The 15,844-nt window shown below is 43.0% G+C and carries 17 protein-coding genes; 13 read left to right on the top strand and 4 right to left on the bottom strand.

What is annotated here, in order from left to right; all coding sequences use genetic code 11:
• Positions 1-53: 53 nt before the first annotated feature.
• Both HFU86_RS11525 and HFU86_RS11520 read right to left on the bottom strand, forming a co-directional pair.
• A complete protein-coding gene (locus tag HFU86_RS11525) occupies positions 54-371 on the bottom strand; it encodes an addiction module antidote protein (protein WP_132495296.1) in 318 nt (105 codons plus the stop codon).
• Between the two features lie 8 nt (positions 372-379).
• Complete coding sequence (locus HFU86_RS11520) at positions 380-694, bottom strand: type II toxin-antitoxin system RelE/ParE family toxin (RefSeq protein ID WP_132495294.1); 315 nt, start codon at positions 692-694, stop codon at positions 380-382.
• 288 nt (positions 695-982) lie between these two features.
• Here HFU86_RS11520 and tmaR point away from each other — a divergent pair, with 288 nt between their 5' ends.
• A complete protein-coding gene (gene tmaR, locus HFU86_RS11515) occupies positions 983-1,318 on the top strand; it encodes a PTS system regulator TmaR (protein WP_132495292.1) in 336 nt (111 codons plus the stop codon).
• A 157-nt stretch (positions 1,319-1,475) separates the two neighbouring features.
• On the opposite strand, the gene rne is transcribed toward tmaR, so the two are convergent.
• Positions 1,476-4,670 carry a ribonuclease E gene (rne, locus tag HFU86_RS11510; protein WP_187129301.1) on the bottom strand — a complete coding sequence of 1,065 codons (3,195 nt, stop codon included), beginning with the start codon at positions 4,668-4,670 and terminating at the stop codon, positions 1,476-1,478.
• Between the two features lie 619 nt (positions 4,671-5,289).
• On the opposite strand from rne, the gene rluC reads away from it, so the two are divergent.
• Complete coding sequence (gene rluC, locus HFU86_RS11505; RefSeq protein ID WP_036953062.1) at positions 5,290-6,246, top strand: 23S rRNA pseudouridine(955/2504/2580) synthase RluC; 957 nt, start codon at positions 5,290-5,292, stop codon at positions 6,244-6,246.
• 49 nt (positions 6,247-6,295) lie between these two features.
• On the opposite strand, the gene HFU86_RS11500 is transcribed toward rluC, so the two are convergent.
• On the bottom strand, positions 6,296-6,880 hold the full coding sequence (locus tag HFU86_RS11500; RefSeq protein ID WP_154603575.1) for a Maf family protein: 585 nt from the start codon (positions 6,878-6,880) through the stop codon (positions 6,296-6,298).
• Between the two features lie 142 nt (positions 6,881-7,022).
• Here HFU86_RS11500 and yceD point away from each other — a divergent pair, with 142 nt between their 5' ends.
• The 11 genes from yceD to tmk all read left to right on the top strand — a co-directional run bounded on the left by yceD (position 7,023) and on the right by tmk (position 15,843).
• A complete protein-coding gene (gene yceD, locus HFU86_RS11495) occupies positions 7,023-7,547 on the top strand; it encodes a 23S rRNA accumulation protein YceD (protein WP_036953067.1) in 525 nt (174 codons plus the stop codon).
• Positions 7,548-7,559: 12 nt separating this feature from the next.
• Positions 7,560-7,730: a 50S ribosomal protein L32 gene (gene rpmF / locus HFU86_RS11490; RefSeq protein WP_006660802.1), complete on the top strand. Its 171-nt coding sequence runs from the start codon at positions 7,560-7,562 to the stop codon at positions 7,728-7,730.
• 11 nt (positions 7,731-7,741) lie between these two features.
• Positions 7,742-8,782: a phosphate acyltransferase PlsX gene (gene plsX / locus HFU86_RS11485; protein ID WP_187129300.1), complete on the top strand. Its 1,041-nt coding sequence runs from the start codon at positions 7,742-7,744 to the stop codon at positions 8,780-8,782.
• A gap of 3 nt (positions 8,783-8,785) precedes the next feature.
• Positions 8,786-9,736, top strand: coding sequence for a beta-ketoacyl-ACP synthase III (locus tag HFU86_RS11480; protein ID WP_036953071.1), 951 nt, complete (start codon positions 8,786-8,788; stop codon positions 9,734-9,736).
• Positions 9,737-9,754: 18 nt separating this feature from the next.
• Positions 9,755-10,687 carry an ACP S-malonyltransferase gene (fabD, locus tag HFU86_RS11475; RefSeq protein WP_108477953.1) on the top strand — a complete coding sequence of 311 codons (933 nt, stop codon included), beginning with the start codon at positions 9,755-9,757 and terminating at the stop codon, positions 10,685-10,687.
• An 8-nt stretch (positions 10,688-10,695) separates the two neighbouring features.
• Positions 10,696-11,430, top strand: coding sequence for a 3-oxoacyl-ACP reductase FabG (gene fabG, locus HFU86_RS11470; RefSeq protein ID WP_132495284.1), 735 nt, complete (start codon positions 10,696-10,698; stop codon positions 11,428-11,430).
• A gap of 156 nt (positions 11,431-11,586) precedes the next feature.
• A complete protein-coding gene (acpP, locus tag HFU86_RS11465; protein WP_006660807.1) occupies positions 11,587-11,820 on the top strand; it encodes an acyl carrier protein in 234 nt (77 codons plus the stop codon).
• 78 nt (positions 11,821-11,898) lie between these two features.
• Positions 11,899-13,149: a beta-ketoacyl-ACP synthase II gene (gene fabF, locus HFU86_RS11460; RefSeq protein ID WP_132495282.1), complete on the top strand. Its 1,251-nt coding sequence runs from the start codon at positions 11,899-11,901 to the stop codon at positions 13,147-13,149.
• Positions 13,150-13,297: 148 nt separating this feature from the next.
• Entirely contained in the window at positions 13,298-14,125 is an 828-nt protein-coding gene (gene pabC, locus HFU86_RS11455) for an aminodeoxychorismate lyase (RefSeq protein WP_187129299.1), read from the top strand.
• Between the two features lie 60 nt (positions 14,126-14,185).
• Positions 14,186-15,208: an endolytic transglycosylase MltG gene (mltG, locus tag HFU86_RS11450; protein WP_154599456.1), complete on the top strand. Its 1,023-nt coding sequence runs from the start codon at positions 14,186-14,188 to the stop codon at positions 15,206-15,208.
• Positions 15,209-15,216: 8 nt separating this feature from the next.
• Positions 15,217-15,843, top strand: coding sequence for a dTMP kinase (tmk, locus tag HFU86_RS11445; protein ID WP_036953082.1), 627 nt, complete (start codon positions 15,217-15,219; stop codon positions 15,841-15,843).
• Position 15,844: the final 1 nt, after the last annotated feature.

Genomic DNA, 15,844 nt, shown 5'->3' with positions numbered 1-15,844 from the left:
CAAACGCATAACGGTTTGATGCTATGGTAAACCATCTGGCAAAAAATCTAAACTTATGTGGGAGATGGCGTCGCGAGTGAAGAAAATGGTATTCCAGTTGCATTAATGATGCTGCGTAGCGTTTTTAATGTTGGGTTTCCAGTCGGGGATAATGTTCGATAGAGTGTTTCTCGGGATAAGCCGGACTGTTCGGCTATATCCGCCATCCCTCCTCGAGCTTCAATAATATGACGTAAAGCTAATAAAAATGCGGCTTGCCCGCCATCTTCATCAATCTGTACAAAGGCTTGCTGTAGGTAAATTGGGATGAGAGTTGGATCTTTACGTAGCATTTCAACTACTGCATCGTCATGTAATCGAGATTTAGCCATATTTGTTCCTACCTTAAATAATCGGTTAGATACTGAATTGCGATATCAATGTCTGCTTGTTGTGTTTTTTTCGTACCCATTAAAAGCAGTAAAATAATCTCGTCTTTAACTAAGCTGTAATAGACGCGATATCCAGGTCCTTGCTCAATTTTTAACTCCCATACTCTATTTCGACAATATTTATGTTTCCCTAAATTCCCCTTAGCGAGTTGGTTAATACGCATGACCACTTTAATTCTAGCAATTGGGTCTTTGATTTTATCGATGAAATCTGAGCATGGATCTTTACCATCCGTGGTTAAATAATGCCGAATTATACGCATATGTCCTCATGGTATCTTATAGGCTACAATGTTCAAGTGTTTTGTTTCAATGAAGAAGGTTATTACTAACATTGATTAATAAAACAGGCGGGATTTAATAGAGGAAGTTTGTCTGTATGTAAATGGCTTACGAGCACGCTCGCAAATTGAAGTCTAAAGATGCATTGGCAATGCAAATCATTAAATTCAAATCAATAAAATAGCGAATGTATCTTGTAAGGTGACCCTAGAAGAAGGTATTGTGTTAATAGACAATACATTTTGATTATTGAATAGGGGATTTTAAACATGGACAACGCCAACAAACCAACTTTCCAGAATGTACTGGAATTTGTGCGTATGTTTCGTCGTAAAAATAAAATTCGTCGCGAAATCACGGATAACGAAAAGAAAATTCGTGATAACCAAAAGCGTGTTTTGCTGTTAGATAACCTGAGTGAGTATATCAAACCAGGTATGTCCATTGATGATATCCATGGCATCATCGCAAACATGCGTAGCGACTATGATGATCGTATCGATGATTACATCATTAAGAATGCTGAGTTATCCAAAGAGCGTCGCGAGATCTCTAAAAAACTTAAAGAAATGGGTGAACTGTCTTCTAAGTTAGATATTAAATAATCCCCCAATCTAAAGTGGTTAAATACGAAGAAAGAGCCTAATTAATGGCTCTTTTTGTTTTTGCGGGTTTTATGCGAATTAGCGATGGAGAAATGTGTTACCAACAAAAAAGCCTTGATAGTTTCCCATCAAGGCTTTCGTCAGTAACTTGCTAAAATCAGACGCTAGCAGGTTTTGCCATTTCTGATGTCGCAATATTGGCTGCCACATGACCACCTGCACCTTTAGATTCAAAGGTTGATGGCTCACGTTGATACTCTTTAATTTCAAAGTCTGAAGCCACTACAGCAGGCGCTGGGGCTTTCGTCATTGGTGAGTATGCATGACGTTTGTGTAAGCTAACTGCATTTGCTGTTGAAGCTGGTTCAATTACGGCGTTTTCAACAATTGCTGTAACTGCGGTTTCAATCACTACATCAGCAACGACAGGTTCAACAACAGTTTTGATTTCTTCAGCTACAGGGACTTCAACCAGGGTTTCAGCGACTTCTGATTTTGTCTCTTCGATAACGTCTGCTGCGACACTCTCAACAACACCATTTTCAGCAACATCGCTTTCCATTGCTGCGATTTCAACAATAACGCGGGCTTCAGTTTCTACTTTTGGCGTTTCAACGAGAGCTTCATTGACTACAGGTACGTCAATATGTTTCGCTTTCACTTCAATATGTTCAATCGGTGCAGCTACCACAGGCGCTTGAACCGTGTTCTGCTGTTCCAGCATCTCTTCATTGGTCATGATAGCCATGCTTTCTTGTTGAGGCTGAACGACTGGGTAACGAATAAATACTTTACCAGAGGCTAATTCAGGGGAGGCTACAGCCGCCGCTAAAGGCATTGGTGATTTATTCAGATGACGCTCATCACGGTAACGGCGACGACGCTGACCACTCACACGCAGATGACGTGGCGAACGACGAGAACGACGTGGAATGATGGTGTCTTGTTTTTCATCATCATCCAATTGTTCTGAGCTAGTTGCTACGTTGTCATCTTCGTCCAGCGAAACATGAGATTGTTTTTTCTCAACATTCACTGCTGCTGGTAATGCTGCAATCGGCGCAGATTTTTCTGCAACAACGGCGGTATCAGCAACCATTGACGTTTCTGCTGCTTGGTCATTGTCAGTCACACGAATTTTTTGTGTTAATTGACGACGTTGACGACGAGGAGCAACAGGACGTTGTTCTTCTTCATCTTTTTCTACAGCGGCATTATCAACAGCGGCTTGCTGGTTATCTTGCTGCGTTTTTGCAGTTTGTTGTTGACGTTTTTCATCTTGACGACGGCGACGTTCTGCACGCTGATCTCGACGTTGCTGCTGATTTTCGCGGTTTGCATTGTCAGTGGTTTGCTCTTCAACTTGGTTCGTATTTTTGTTGTTACGTCCCTTGTTGCGGTTTGCAGCATCTTCAGATTGTGCATTGCGATTATTACGGTTATCGCGGTTGTCACGATTGTCGCGGTTATCACGATTTTCGTAATTATCATCGCGGTCGCGACGATTGTTATTACGGCGGTCGTTATTATTGCGACGGCGATCATTATTGCGGCGACGGTCATTGTTATTTTGACGTGGTTTCTGCGCTGGTTTTTCAACCGCTTTTTCTTCTTCAGCAAAGAGACCTTTAAAGAAAGCAGCAATTTTGCTAAATAAACCAACTTTAGGTTGTTCATCCACTTTGGCACGAACAGGTGCTTTAGCCGGAGCTTCTTTTGGTTTCAGTGCAGGAACTTCAACTGGCTCTTGCAGTGCAAATGCTGAAATAGCAGGTTGCTCTGGTGCTTTACGCTCAGTCGCCGCTTCTTCACCGTGGTTTAAAGTTTCAGTTTCATGATACTGGGCTAAGTTGTAGCTCAGGGTTTGAACTTCTTCACCTTTACGGATACGGATGACGTGGAAGTGAGGCGTTTGCATCTGGTCATTCGGTACAATCACAACGCGCACGTTACGCTGACGCTGCTCAATTTCCGTGACTGCTTGGCGTTTCTCGTTTAACAGGTATGACGCGATTTGCACAGGGACAATCGCATGCACTTCATGGGTATTTTCTTTCAGTGCTTCTTCTTCGATTAAACGCAGTACTGACAGTGACAGCGATTCGTTATCACGGATAGTCCCCGTACCTGTACAGCGTGGGCAGACGTGATGGCTGGACTCACCCAGTGATGGGCTAAGGCGCTGACGAGACATTTCTAACAGACCAAAGCGTGAAATACGTGCGATTTGAATACGCGCACGGTCTTGGCGAACGGCTTCACGTAGGCGGTTTTCAACTTCACGTTGGTGGCGAACTGGGGTCATATCGATAAAGTCGATAACAATCAGCCCACCTAAGTCACGTAAACGTAATTGACGTGCAATTTCGTCAGCGGCTTCAAGGTTAGTATTAAATGCCGTTTCTTCGATATCACCGCCACGGGTTGAGCGTGAGGAGTTGATATCAATAGCTGTTAATGCTTCGGTTGTATCGATAACTAACGCACCACCAGAAGGTAAACGCACTTCACGTTGGAACGCAGATTCGATTTGAGATTCGATTTGATAGTGACTAAACAGAGGAACATCGCCACTATAATGCTTAATTTTGCTAGCAAAATCACCACGACCAATCGCTTCGATATGGTTACGTGCCATCTCAACCACTTTCGGGTTATCGATCAGGATTTCGCCGATGTCAGGACGTAAATAATCACGGAAAGCACGGACAATCACATTACTTTCTTGGTGGATTAAGAACGGCGCTGGACGGTTTTCAGCGGCTTTTTGAATCGCTTCCCAGTGGCGTAAGCGATACAGTAAATCTTGTTGCAGGGATTCTGCTGATTTACCCACACCCGCAGTACGGACGATGAGCCCCATACCATCTGGAATTTCTAAGCAAGATAACGCTTCTTTTAATTCTGTACGATCTTCACCTTCGATGCGGCGAGAAATACCACCTGCACGTGGGTTGTTTGGCATCAGAACTAAATAACTACCCGCTAAGCTGATGAATGTGGTTAAGGCTGCACCTTTGTTACCACGCTCTTCTTTATCAACTTGAACAATAACCTCTTGGCCTTCTTTCAGCACATCTTTGATGTTAGGACGACCTTGGGAGTGGTAATTGCTAGGGAAGTATTCGCGAGCGATTTCTTTGATAGGCAGGAAACCGTGTCTTTCAGCGCCATAATCAACAAAAGCAGCTTCGAGGCTTGGTTCAATACGGGTGATTTTACCTTTATAAATGTTGGCTTTTTTTTGCTCATGACCTGGGCTTTCAATATCCAAATCGTAGAGTCGTTGCCCGTCAACAAGGGCAACACGCAACTCTTCCTGTTGAGTTGCGTTGATTAGCATTCTTTTCATGTTATTACTTACTCATTATTTTTTAAATAATAAAGAGCAGCGAAAGAAGGAGCTACTGTAAACCGATGGCCTCATGATTTTTACAAAGCCGTCTACCTCTCGGCAGTCGTTCGTATAGAGACGCGCAGTATTCGGTGAACCTGATTTTTAGATTAAAAATTCAGCGTTCTTAATCAGGATGCCGTAGATTTCTTAGAAAACGGAGACTCCCAACCCAATAAGCTAAAATTCGTTGCTCGCTAATTTATTTGATTTAGTTAGATGTCTTACGCCATTGCAGCATCGTTACGCCATCAAATAATAAATTCCTACAGTATTACGTCTAACTTGTATTCTACTAGCTAAAAATAATTATAGCCGAAAGTGCAAAAACACCTAAAGCTAACATAGCAAAGCCAATTTTCGTTTTTTAAACATCTTGGCGCCGCTTATTATTCCATTGCCAAGTGCATTATAGCAAGTGCAACGTAAGTTATATGGAAATTTTATTAAGAAATTGAGCCAATCATGCAGAAATTGACCAATTTAAAAAAAAACATAAAAAAATTCGTGGAGTCGGTATGATATAACGATGTAAGTGAGACTATTTATTCATCAATCAGAGTTAACGCATTCCCGAATGAAAACAGAAAACCAAGTCCAATTTATTGATATTAGCGATGACGAAGCAGGGCAACGCATTGATAATTTCTTGCTGAGCAAGTTAAAAGGTGTTCCTAAGAGCATGATTTATCGCATCATCCGTAAAGGTGAAGTGCGCGTCAACAAAGGGCGAATTAAGCCTGAATACAAACTACTCGAAGGGGATCAAGTTCGCGTGCCACCAGTGCGTGTGGCTGAACGTGAAACCGCACCTGTTTCAGCGAAATTGGATAAGGTGGCAGCATTAACAGATTGCATTCTATTTGAAGATGAATCCATTCTAGTCATTAATAAGCCATCAGGTACCGCGGTTCATGGTGGTAGTGGATTAAGCTTTGGTGTGATTGAAGGGCTGCGCGCATTACGTCCAGAAGCCCGCTTTTTAGAGCTGGTACATCGTTTAGACAGAGATACTTCCGGTATCTTATTGGTGGCTAAAAAGCGCTCGGCATTACGTGCACTTCATGAGCAGCTGCGTTTAAAACAGATGCAAAAAGATTATTTAGCGTTAGTTCGTGGTAACTGGCAGTCGCACACGAAAGTTGTTCAAGCACCATTATTAAAAAATATTCTGCAAAGCGGTGAGCGTATTGTTCGAGTGAGCAGCGAAGGAAAGCCTTCCGAGACACGCTTTAAAGTTGAAGAACGTTTTGAAAATGCAACGTTAGTTAAAGCGAGCCCAGTAACCGGGCGTACTCACCAGATCCGCGTACATACTTTGCATGCAGGTCATCCAATTGCTTTTGATGATCGTTATGGTGATAGGCAATTTGATAGCCAGCTGGCAGATACAGGGCTGAAACGTTTGTTTTTGCACGCGTATTCACTGAAATTTACTCATCCGAAAACAGGTGAAGAGATGCGAGTCGTTGCGCCGCTACATAACGATTTGAATCAGTGCCTGAAAGTCTTGAGAGCGAAAAAAGCGCAGTAATAATGATAATAAAGGTTAGCAGCCCCCGGAGGTTAGCTAACCTTATTATTTAGTCTAAGAGAGGATTGACGCCATGCTGGCGTAACATTTCTAGCAATAGAATCGTCGGCAAACCAATCAATGTGTTTGGATCTCGCCCTGAAAGTTTATCAAACAGGCTAATGCCTAGTCCTTCCGATTTAAAACTACCCGCACATTGATAAGGTTCGTCTTTATTTAGGTATTGGGTTATTTCTTCATCAGTGAGCTGTCTAAAATAGACATCGAAGGGTTCGCACTGAAGATTGAATTTACCTGTCGCACTATCTAATAAGCAAAGCCCAGTATAAAAAGTCACCCGATGACCTGACGCTGCCTTGAGTTGTTTAAAGGCATTATCAAAATTATGTGGCTTTCCGACGATTTTATCGTCAATGACACAAACTTGGTCAGAGCCAATAATTAAATGTTGTGGATACTGTTGAGCCAATGCATTGGCTTTTTCGTGAGATAAGCGCATCACTAAAGCTTGAGCCGATTCCTGTAAAACAGGGGTTTCATCAATGTTGGGGGCAGCGGCGAGAAATGGGATGCCCAGTTTCTTCAGCAAGGCTTGTCGGTATTCAGAGGTTGACGCCAAAATAATCGATTTCATGATTTTTCTCGAAACTCATAGCCAAAAGGGTTAACTCATTTTAAACTATATCCGCTTAACCGGCGATTTTTTGGTGAAAAGGCGAGTTTATCCCGCCTTTTTCTTTGACTATAGTTCATTACAAAGTTAATATGCGCGCCTTATGCAAAAGGTAAAATTACCCCTGACTATCGATGCGCAGCGTGCAGCTCAGAAAAACCTCGACTATGTCGGGAGTTACACACCTGAGCAAGTTACACGAATTGCCGAATCAGTAGTCAGTGTAGATAGTGATGTTGAAAGCAAATTATCATTTAAAATTGATAATCAGCGCTTGACAGTCATAGAGGGACATTCTGAATTGGATGTCACCCTACAATGCCAACGTTGCAGAAAAGATTTCAAACATCATGTCTACGTATCGTATTGTTTTAGTCCTGTCGTCAGTGACGAAAAGGCCGAAGCATTACCGGAACAGTATGAACCAGTTTATGTAGATGAATTTGGTGAAATAAATTTGCTGGGAATGTTAGAAGATGAAATAATTCTATCCCTACCAGTGGTTCCGGTTCATGATTCTGAACACTGTGAAGTGTCCGAAGCGGACATGGTGTATGGTGAACTGCCTCCTGAGGTAGAGAAACCAAATCCATTTGCCGTATTAGCCAGTTTAAAGAAAAGTACTTAAGGAGTAAGGTCAATGGCCGTACAACAGAATAAACCAACTCGTTCAAAACGCGGTATGCGTCGTTCACATGATGCACTGACTGCTACCCTAGTTTCTGTAGATAAAACTTCCGGTGAAACTCACCTGCGTCACCACGTGACTGCAGATGGTTACTACCGTGGCCGTAAGGTTATCAGCAAGTAATTGTTGATACTTTGGCTAGTCTAACCATCGCGTTAGATGCCATGGGCGGGGATGTTGGTCCCCGCGTCACGGTGCCTGCTGCATTGCAGGCACTGGCATCTAATCCAGCATTAAAATTACTGCTTGTCGGTCAACCCGAAGCCATTCATCCCTTGCTTGCACAACAAAGTGCTGAGCGAATTTCGCGTATCGAAATTATCCCTGCTGAAAACGTCATTGCTAACGATGCTAAGCCATCCCATGCAATTCGCCAAAGCAAAGGGACATCAATGAGAGTGGCATTAGAGTTAGTGAAGACAGGTCAAGCGCAGGCTTGCGTGAGTGCGGGTAATACGGGTGCATTGATGGGCTTGGCAAAATTGATGTTAAAATCAATTGAGGGTATCGAACGCCCAGCGTTAATGACCATTTTGCCAAATCAGAAAAAAGGAAAAACCGTTGTCCTCGATTTAGGGGCTAACGTGAATTGCAGCAGTGAAATGCTCGTGCAATTTGCAGTGATGGGTTCAGTGATGGCGGAAGAAGTTGCCAACATCAATCAACCTAAAGTCGCTTTACTCAATATTGGTGAAGAAGAGAGTAAAGGGCTGGACAATATCCGCGAAGCCGCCGCTATGTTAAAAGAAACGGCGTCAATTAATTACATTGGTTACGTTGAAGGCAACGAGTTGCTGACAGGTAAAACAGATGTATTAGTGTGTGACGGCTTCGCAGGTAATGTCTCACTAAAAACAATGGAAGGGGTGATTCGTGTCATTCTTTCATTGTTAAAATCAGCCGGTGAAGAGAACAAAAAAAGCAGTTGGTTTATGCAACTCGCTAAGAAATGGTTGAAAAAACGGCTAATGAAGCGTTTTGGGGATATGAACCCCGACCAGTATAACGGCGCGACTCTGTTAGGATTAAAAGGGATTGTCATCAAAAGTCATGGCGCAGCGAATGAGAATGCGTTTAAAGCCGCGATTGAACGTGCGGTACAGGCTGTTGAACGACAAGTTCCCGAAAGAATAACAGCTCGACTTAATATTGTTTTACCCAGGAGTGATCAATAACCTATGTACAGTAAAATATTAGGAACAGGCAGCTATTTGCCATCGCAAGTTCGTACCAATGCTGATCTGGAAAAAATGGTTGATACTTCTGATGAATGGATTGTAACGCGTACGGGTATTAAAGAGAGACGAATTTCAGCTGACGATGAGAACGTGTCCACAATGGGTTTCCAAGCAGCAAAAAATGCGCTGGAAATGGCACAGGTCGACAGCAGTGAAATTGGTTTAATTATTGTCGCGACAACATCCGCAACTCACGCATTCCCAAGCGCTGCATGTCAAATTCAGCAAATGCTGGAAATTAATGACTGTGCGGCATTTGATGTAGCAGCAGCTTGCGCTGGTTTTACTTATGCTATCAGTATCGCTGATCAGTTCGTTAAAACGGGCATGACTAAAAAAGCATTGGTGATTGGTGCGGATGCGTTATCTAAAACGTTAGACCCGAATGATCGCGGAACCATTATTCTATTTGGTGATGCTGCAGGCGCTGTGGTAATTGGCGCCTCTGAAGAACCGGGTATCATTTCTACACATCTACATGCCGACGGGCGTTATGGAGATTTACTCTCCTTACCAAACCGTAGCCGCTGTTCAGATGACCAAGCTTACTTGTCCATGACAGGTAACGAAGTATTCAAAGTTGCTGTGCGTGAATTAGCCCATATTGTTGATGAAACATTGGCGCAAAACGACATTGCAAAAGAAGAACTTGATTGGTTAGTACCACATCAAGCAAATTTACGAATTATTTCCGCGACCGCAAAAAAATTGGATATGACCATGGATAAAGTGGTTGTTACGTTGGATCGTCATGGAAATACTTCTGCGGCATCAGTCCCAACAGCACTCGATGAAGCAGTGCGTGATGGTCGCATTCAGCGTGGCCAATTAGTGTTATTAGAAGCATTTGGTGGCGGCTTTACTTGGGGCTCCGCACTGGTTCGTTTTTAATTTACTGAGAAAACAAACATGACACAATTTGCTATGGTATTCCCGGGACAAGGTTCCCAGTCTTTAGGGATGTTAGCTGATTTAGCAGAACAAAATCAGCTGGTTAAAGAAACATTCGCTGAAGCTTCTGAAGCATTGGGTTACGATCTCTGGGCACTAGTTCAAAATGGACCCGAAGAAGAGTTAAATAAAACATGGCAGACTCAGCCTGCATTATTAGCTGCGTCTGTAGCTATCTTTCGTGTTTGGCAAGCAAAAAATGGCAAAATGCCTGCATTGATGGCAGGTCACAGCCTTGGCGAATATTCAGCATTAGTTTGTGCGGGTGTTATCGACTTCAAGCAAGCCATTAAATTAGTGGAACTGCGCGGTAAACTGATGCAAGAAGCGGTTCCTGAAGGCACGGGCGCAATGTATGCAATCATCGGTTTAGATAACGAATCTATCGAGAAAGCATGCCAAGAAGCAGCACAAGGGCAGGTGGTTTCACCTGTTAACTTTAACTCACCGGGGCAGGTTGTTATTGCGGGTGAGAAAGCTGCGGTTGAGCGTGCAGGTGCTGCTTGTAAAGAAGCCGGCGCAAAACGTGCATTGCCACTGTCTGTTAGCGTGCCTTCTCACTGCGCATTAATGAAGCCAGCTGCAGATAAATTAGCTGAAGCATTAGAAAAAATTGAATTTTGTGAGCCGACCTATCCAGTTATTAACAACGTTGATGTTAAAATGGAAACGTCTGCGAAAAATATCCGTGATGCATTAGTGCGCCAATTATATAATCCGGTGCGCTGGACTGAAACAGTCGAATTCATGGCAGAACAAGGCATTGAGCAATTGGTTGAGATGGGCCCAGGTAAAGTCCTGACTGGTCTAACCAAGCGAATTGTCTCTAATTTAACTGCCGTTGCAGTCAATGATCCTGTATCATTAGACTCGGCTTTAGAAACTATCTGAGGACGACAATGAGCTTTGAAGGAAAAATTGCACTGGTAACTGGTGCTAGCCGTGGGATTGGTAAAGCAATCGCTTTAACCTTGACTGCACGCGGTGCGACCGTTATCGGTACTGCAACAAGCGAAAAAGGCGCGGAAGCGATTACTGCCTATTTAGATGGCAAAGGTAAAGGCTTAGCGTTAAACGTGACAGATCCAGCATCAATTGAAGAAACATTGACCCAGATCCGTGCGGAATTTGGCGAAATTGATATTTTAGTTAATAATGCTGGTATTACGCGTGATAACTTATTGATGCGTATGAAGGATGATGAGTGGCAAGATATTATTGACACGAATCTTTCATCCGTTTACCGTTTGTCTAAATCCGTTTTGCGTGCCATGATGAAAAAACGTTGTGGGCGTATTATTTCCATCGCATCTGTTGTCGGTGTCATGGGAAATGCGGGACAAACAAACTACGCGGCAGCGAAAGCTGGGCTGATTGGTTTTAGTAAATCATTAGCTCGTGAAGTCGCTTCTCGTGGTATCACTGTTAACGTTGTAGCGCCTGGTTTTATCGAAACTGATATGACTAAGGCATTGACAGACGAACAACGTGCAGGCATTTTATCTCAGGTTCCTGCGAATAGACTGGGTGATGCACAAGAAATTGCCAGTGCTGTAGCATTTTTAGCTTCTGACGAAGCTGCTTACATCACAGGTGAAACATTGCATGTCAATGGTGGCATGTACATGATCTAAAGAAATGAGGGAACCATTTGCATATTTTTGTGTTATCTAATACAAAATTATGCAAAATAATGGTTTCCACAGCCGGGATTGGGTTGTATCTTTTCCTGTATTTCATAAACTACGAAAACCATCGCGAAAGCGAGTTTTGATAGGAATTTTAATAGTATGAGCACTATCGAAGAACGCGTTAAGAAAATCATCGTTGAACAACTGGGTGTTAAAGAGGAAGAAGTTGTGAATACAGCTTCATTTGTTGATGACTTGGGCGCTGATTCTCTTGACACAGTAGAACTGGTTATGGCTCTGGAAGAAGAGTTCGATTGCGAAATCCCTGACGAAGAAGCTGAAAAGATCACTACAGTACAGGCTGCAATTGACTACGTCAAAGCATCTGAGTAATAGCGGTAAAACTTATCTAGGCGATCATTCGATCGCCTATGTTTCTTTTGTAACTAATTCCCTCCTTGGAGGACATACGTGTCTAAGCGTCGTGTAGTTGTAACCGGACTTGGCATGTTATCTCCTGTCGGCAATACAGTTGATTCATCATGGAAAGCTGTTTGTGGCGGACAGAGTGGTATCAGCCTAATTGATCATTTTGATACTACTAACCACGCAACTAAATTTGCAGGCTTAGTAAAAGATTTCAATTACGAAGATTTTGACATCTCTCGCAAAGATGCGAAGAAGATGGACCCATTTATTCAATACGGTATTGCTGCGGGCTATCAAGCTATCAAAGATGCTGAATTGGAAGTAACAGAAGCCAATGCTACTCGTATCGGTTTGGCGATTGGTTCTGGTATTGGCGGGTTAGGTCTCATTCAAGACAACTGTGAGTCTATGTTACACGGTGGTCCTCGTAAAGTGAGCCCATTCTTCGTACCTTCAACAATCATCAATATGGTTGCTGGTCACTTAAGCATTATGTATGGCTTCCGTGGTCCTAGCATCTCAATCGCTACTGCATGTACCTCTGGTGTTCATAATATTGGGCACGCAGCACGTATGATTGCGTACGGTGATGCTGATGTCATGTTGGCAGGTGGTGCCGAAAAAGCAACAACACCATTAGGTGTTGCTGGCTTTGGTGCAGCACGTGCATTATCAACCCGTAATGATGACCCACAAGCGGCTAGTCGCCCATGGGATAAAGACCGTGACGGTTTTGTTCTGGGTGATGGTGCAGGGGTTATCGTACTTGAAGAATATGAACATGCTAAAGCGCGCGGTGCGAAAATTTACGCAGAAGTCGCAGGCTTTGGTATGAGCAGTGATGCTTACCACATGACGTCACCACCAGAAAATGGTGAAGGCGCTGCATTAGCGATGAAAAATGCGTTAAATGATGCAGGCATTAAGCCAAGTGATATTGGCTATATCAATGCTCACGGTACATCAACACCAGCAGGTGACTTAGCGGAAGCGCAAGCGGTTATCTCTGTATTTGGTGAAGACACGAATGTATTAGTCAGTTCAACAAAATCCATGACAGGTCACTTATTAGGTGCTGCGGGTGCGGTTGAATCTATCTTTACTATTCTGTCTCTGTGCGACCAAATCATTCCACCAACAATCAACTTAGATAATCCTGATGAAGGTTGTAAGCTTGATTTTGTTCCGGGTGAAGCTCGTAAAGTTGAAAACATGGAGTATGCTCTGTGTAACTCATTCGGCTTTGGTGGTACTAATGGTTCCTTAATTTTCCGTCGTTATCACGCGGAATAATTAATAATACCGTGCATTTCTAAGCTCCAGTGTCTTTGATACTGGGGCTTTATTTTTGCCTTCTTTTTGCAGTACTCTTTGCTTTAGTTTATGATATTACACACTATGTTACTGCCTGATTTATCAGCTTTTATTATAAGAAATGGTCATGACTTATTGGGTTAACGGGGTTTCTTGTCAACAAATTGATATCACCGATCGCGCTATCGCCTTTGGTGATGGCTGCTTTACGACTATTCATGGTGTGAATCAGCAAGCGAAGATGTTAGATAAGCATATTTTACGCTTACAGCAAGATTCCGCTCGTCTCAAATTACCCGTGATAGATTGGCCACAACTGACGCGACATATTGAAGAAGTTTGTGAGCAGCAAACGGATGAAGAGTTTGTGGTGAAAGTCATGTTAAGTCGTGGTCAGGGCGGTCGAGGTTATAGCTCTCAAGGATTTGAACATCCGACGATTATCGTGATGGTTTCTCCTTTCCCAAAACACTACACAGCATTACAGTGCCAAGGGGCATCGTTGCTGCTCAGTCAAATTCCATTAAGCCGCAATCCACTCTTAGCTGGCATGAAGCACTTAAATCGATTAGAGCAAGTGTTGATCCGCCAAGAAATTGATGATGTAAAATTAGACGAGGCCGTGGTGTTAGATACGAATGGCGCCATCGTTGAATGCTGTAGCGCCAATATTTTTTGGCGTATAGGGAGTGATGTTTACACTCCGATTCTTAGTCACTCCGGCGTCAATGGATTAATGAGACAAAAGATCATAGCGCAGCTCAATAATAGTCAGTACCATCTGGCAGAAGTCGAGCGCTTTCCCGCCATTTTGACTCAATGTGATGAAGTGATTATTTGCAATGCTTTAATGCCTGTTTTACCGGTGAAAAGCATCCGGTTTTCAGGAGATAAAACAATCAGTTATCAATCAAGAGAACTGTTTGAGTATTTATTATTACAGCGACAAATTTAAAGCTGATAACCATTTAACTAATATCATTCATCGACAAACAATGCACTTAAGTGACCCATAATGAAATTAGCGAAAAAAATAACACTGATTGTCTTTGTCCTTGCGGTTATTGGCGCAATTGTGGTGTATCTGCAATATCGCCAAATTCTTGATTATGCGAAAAAGCCCATAAACATTGTCCAAGAAACAATTTTTACTGTGCCTTCTGGAACAGGGCGAGTGGCCTTAGAAGCGTTGCTTATCAAAGAAAAATTCATTGAAGAAGGGCATAATTTCCAACTTCTTCTTAAAGCGCGTCCTGAATTAGCTCAATTCAAAGCGGGCACCTATCGCTTACAGCCAAATATGACTGTGGAGCAATTATTAGCATTGATCGCCAGTGGAAAAGAAGCACAATTTAGTATTCGTTTTATTGAAGGTAACAAATTGGCTGATTGGAGCAATATTTTGCGTGATGCTCCCTATATGCAACATAAAACTCAAGATGCTACGCCAACTGAGCTTTATGCCATGCTGGATTTTAAAGAGGGAGATAACCTCGAAGGTTGGTTATACCCCGATACCTATTTATACACTGCGGGAACCAGCGACGTTGAGATACTCAAGCGCGCTTATAAACGCATGCAAGCTGCGGTGGACGAAGAGTGGAAAGGTCGCGATAAAGATCTACCCTATAAGAATGCCTATGAAATGTTGATCATGGCATCGATTGTTGAAAAAGAGACTGGAGTGGACAACGAACGTGCGCAGGTTGCTTCGGTGTTTGTGAATCGCTTGAAGAAAAACATGCGCTTACAAACAGATCCTACGGTTATCTACGGGTTAGGGGAAAACTATCGTGGTAAAATTTACCGTAGTGATTTGGATAACTATACCGCGTATAACACATATAAAATCGATGGTTTACCGCCAACGCCAATTGCCATGCCGGGTCTGGCTTCGATAAAAGCGGCAGCTCACCCAGCAAAAACAGATTATTTATACTTTGTCGCCGACGGTACAGGCGGACATACTTTTAGTCGCAATCTTAACGACCATAACCGCGCTGTTAAGGTTTACCGACAAATTGAGCAAAAGAATTGATAAACGAAATGAAAAACCAATTTATTGTTATTGAAGGATTAGAAGGTGCGGGTAAAACGACGGCAATCAATACCGTTGTTGACACATTAAAACAAGCTGGCATCCATGATATGGTGTTTACCCGTGAACCGGGTGGTACGCCGCTTGCGGAAAAACTACGTGAATTGATAAAGCAAGGCATTGAAGGTGATAGAGTCACCGACAAAGCTGAGCTATTAATGTTGTACGCGGCGCGTGTTCAGTTAGTTGATACCGTCATCAAGCCTGCGCTTTCTGCAGGAAAATGGGTTATCGGTGACAGACATGATTTATCCTCCCAAGCTTATCAAGGTGGTGGCCGTGAAATCGATCGCCACTTAATGGCTTCATTAAGAGATCTCGTCCTTGGTGAATTTAAACCTGCACTGACGCTCTATTTAGATTTACCGCCAGAATTGGGTTTACAACGCGCCCGCTCTCGCGGTGAATTAGACCGTATTGAGAAAGAATCACTGGCTTTCTTTGAACGTACCCGAGCGCGTTATTTAGAATTGGCAGCGGCAGACGACACGATTTTAACCATCGATGCGAGCCAAAATATTGAACAAGTGCAAGCCGATATTCGCAGTACTTTACTGACGTGGCTGGCAAAATAAG

It is taken from the genome of Providencia sp. JUb39, from assembly GCF_012272845.1.
Classification (GTDB): domain Bacteria; phylum Pseudomonadota; class Gammaproteobacteria; order Enterobacterales; family Enterobacteriaceae; genus Providencia; species Providencia lanzhouensis.
This window is presented reverse-complemented; position numbering and strand designations above follow the sequence as displayed.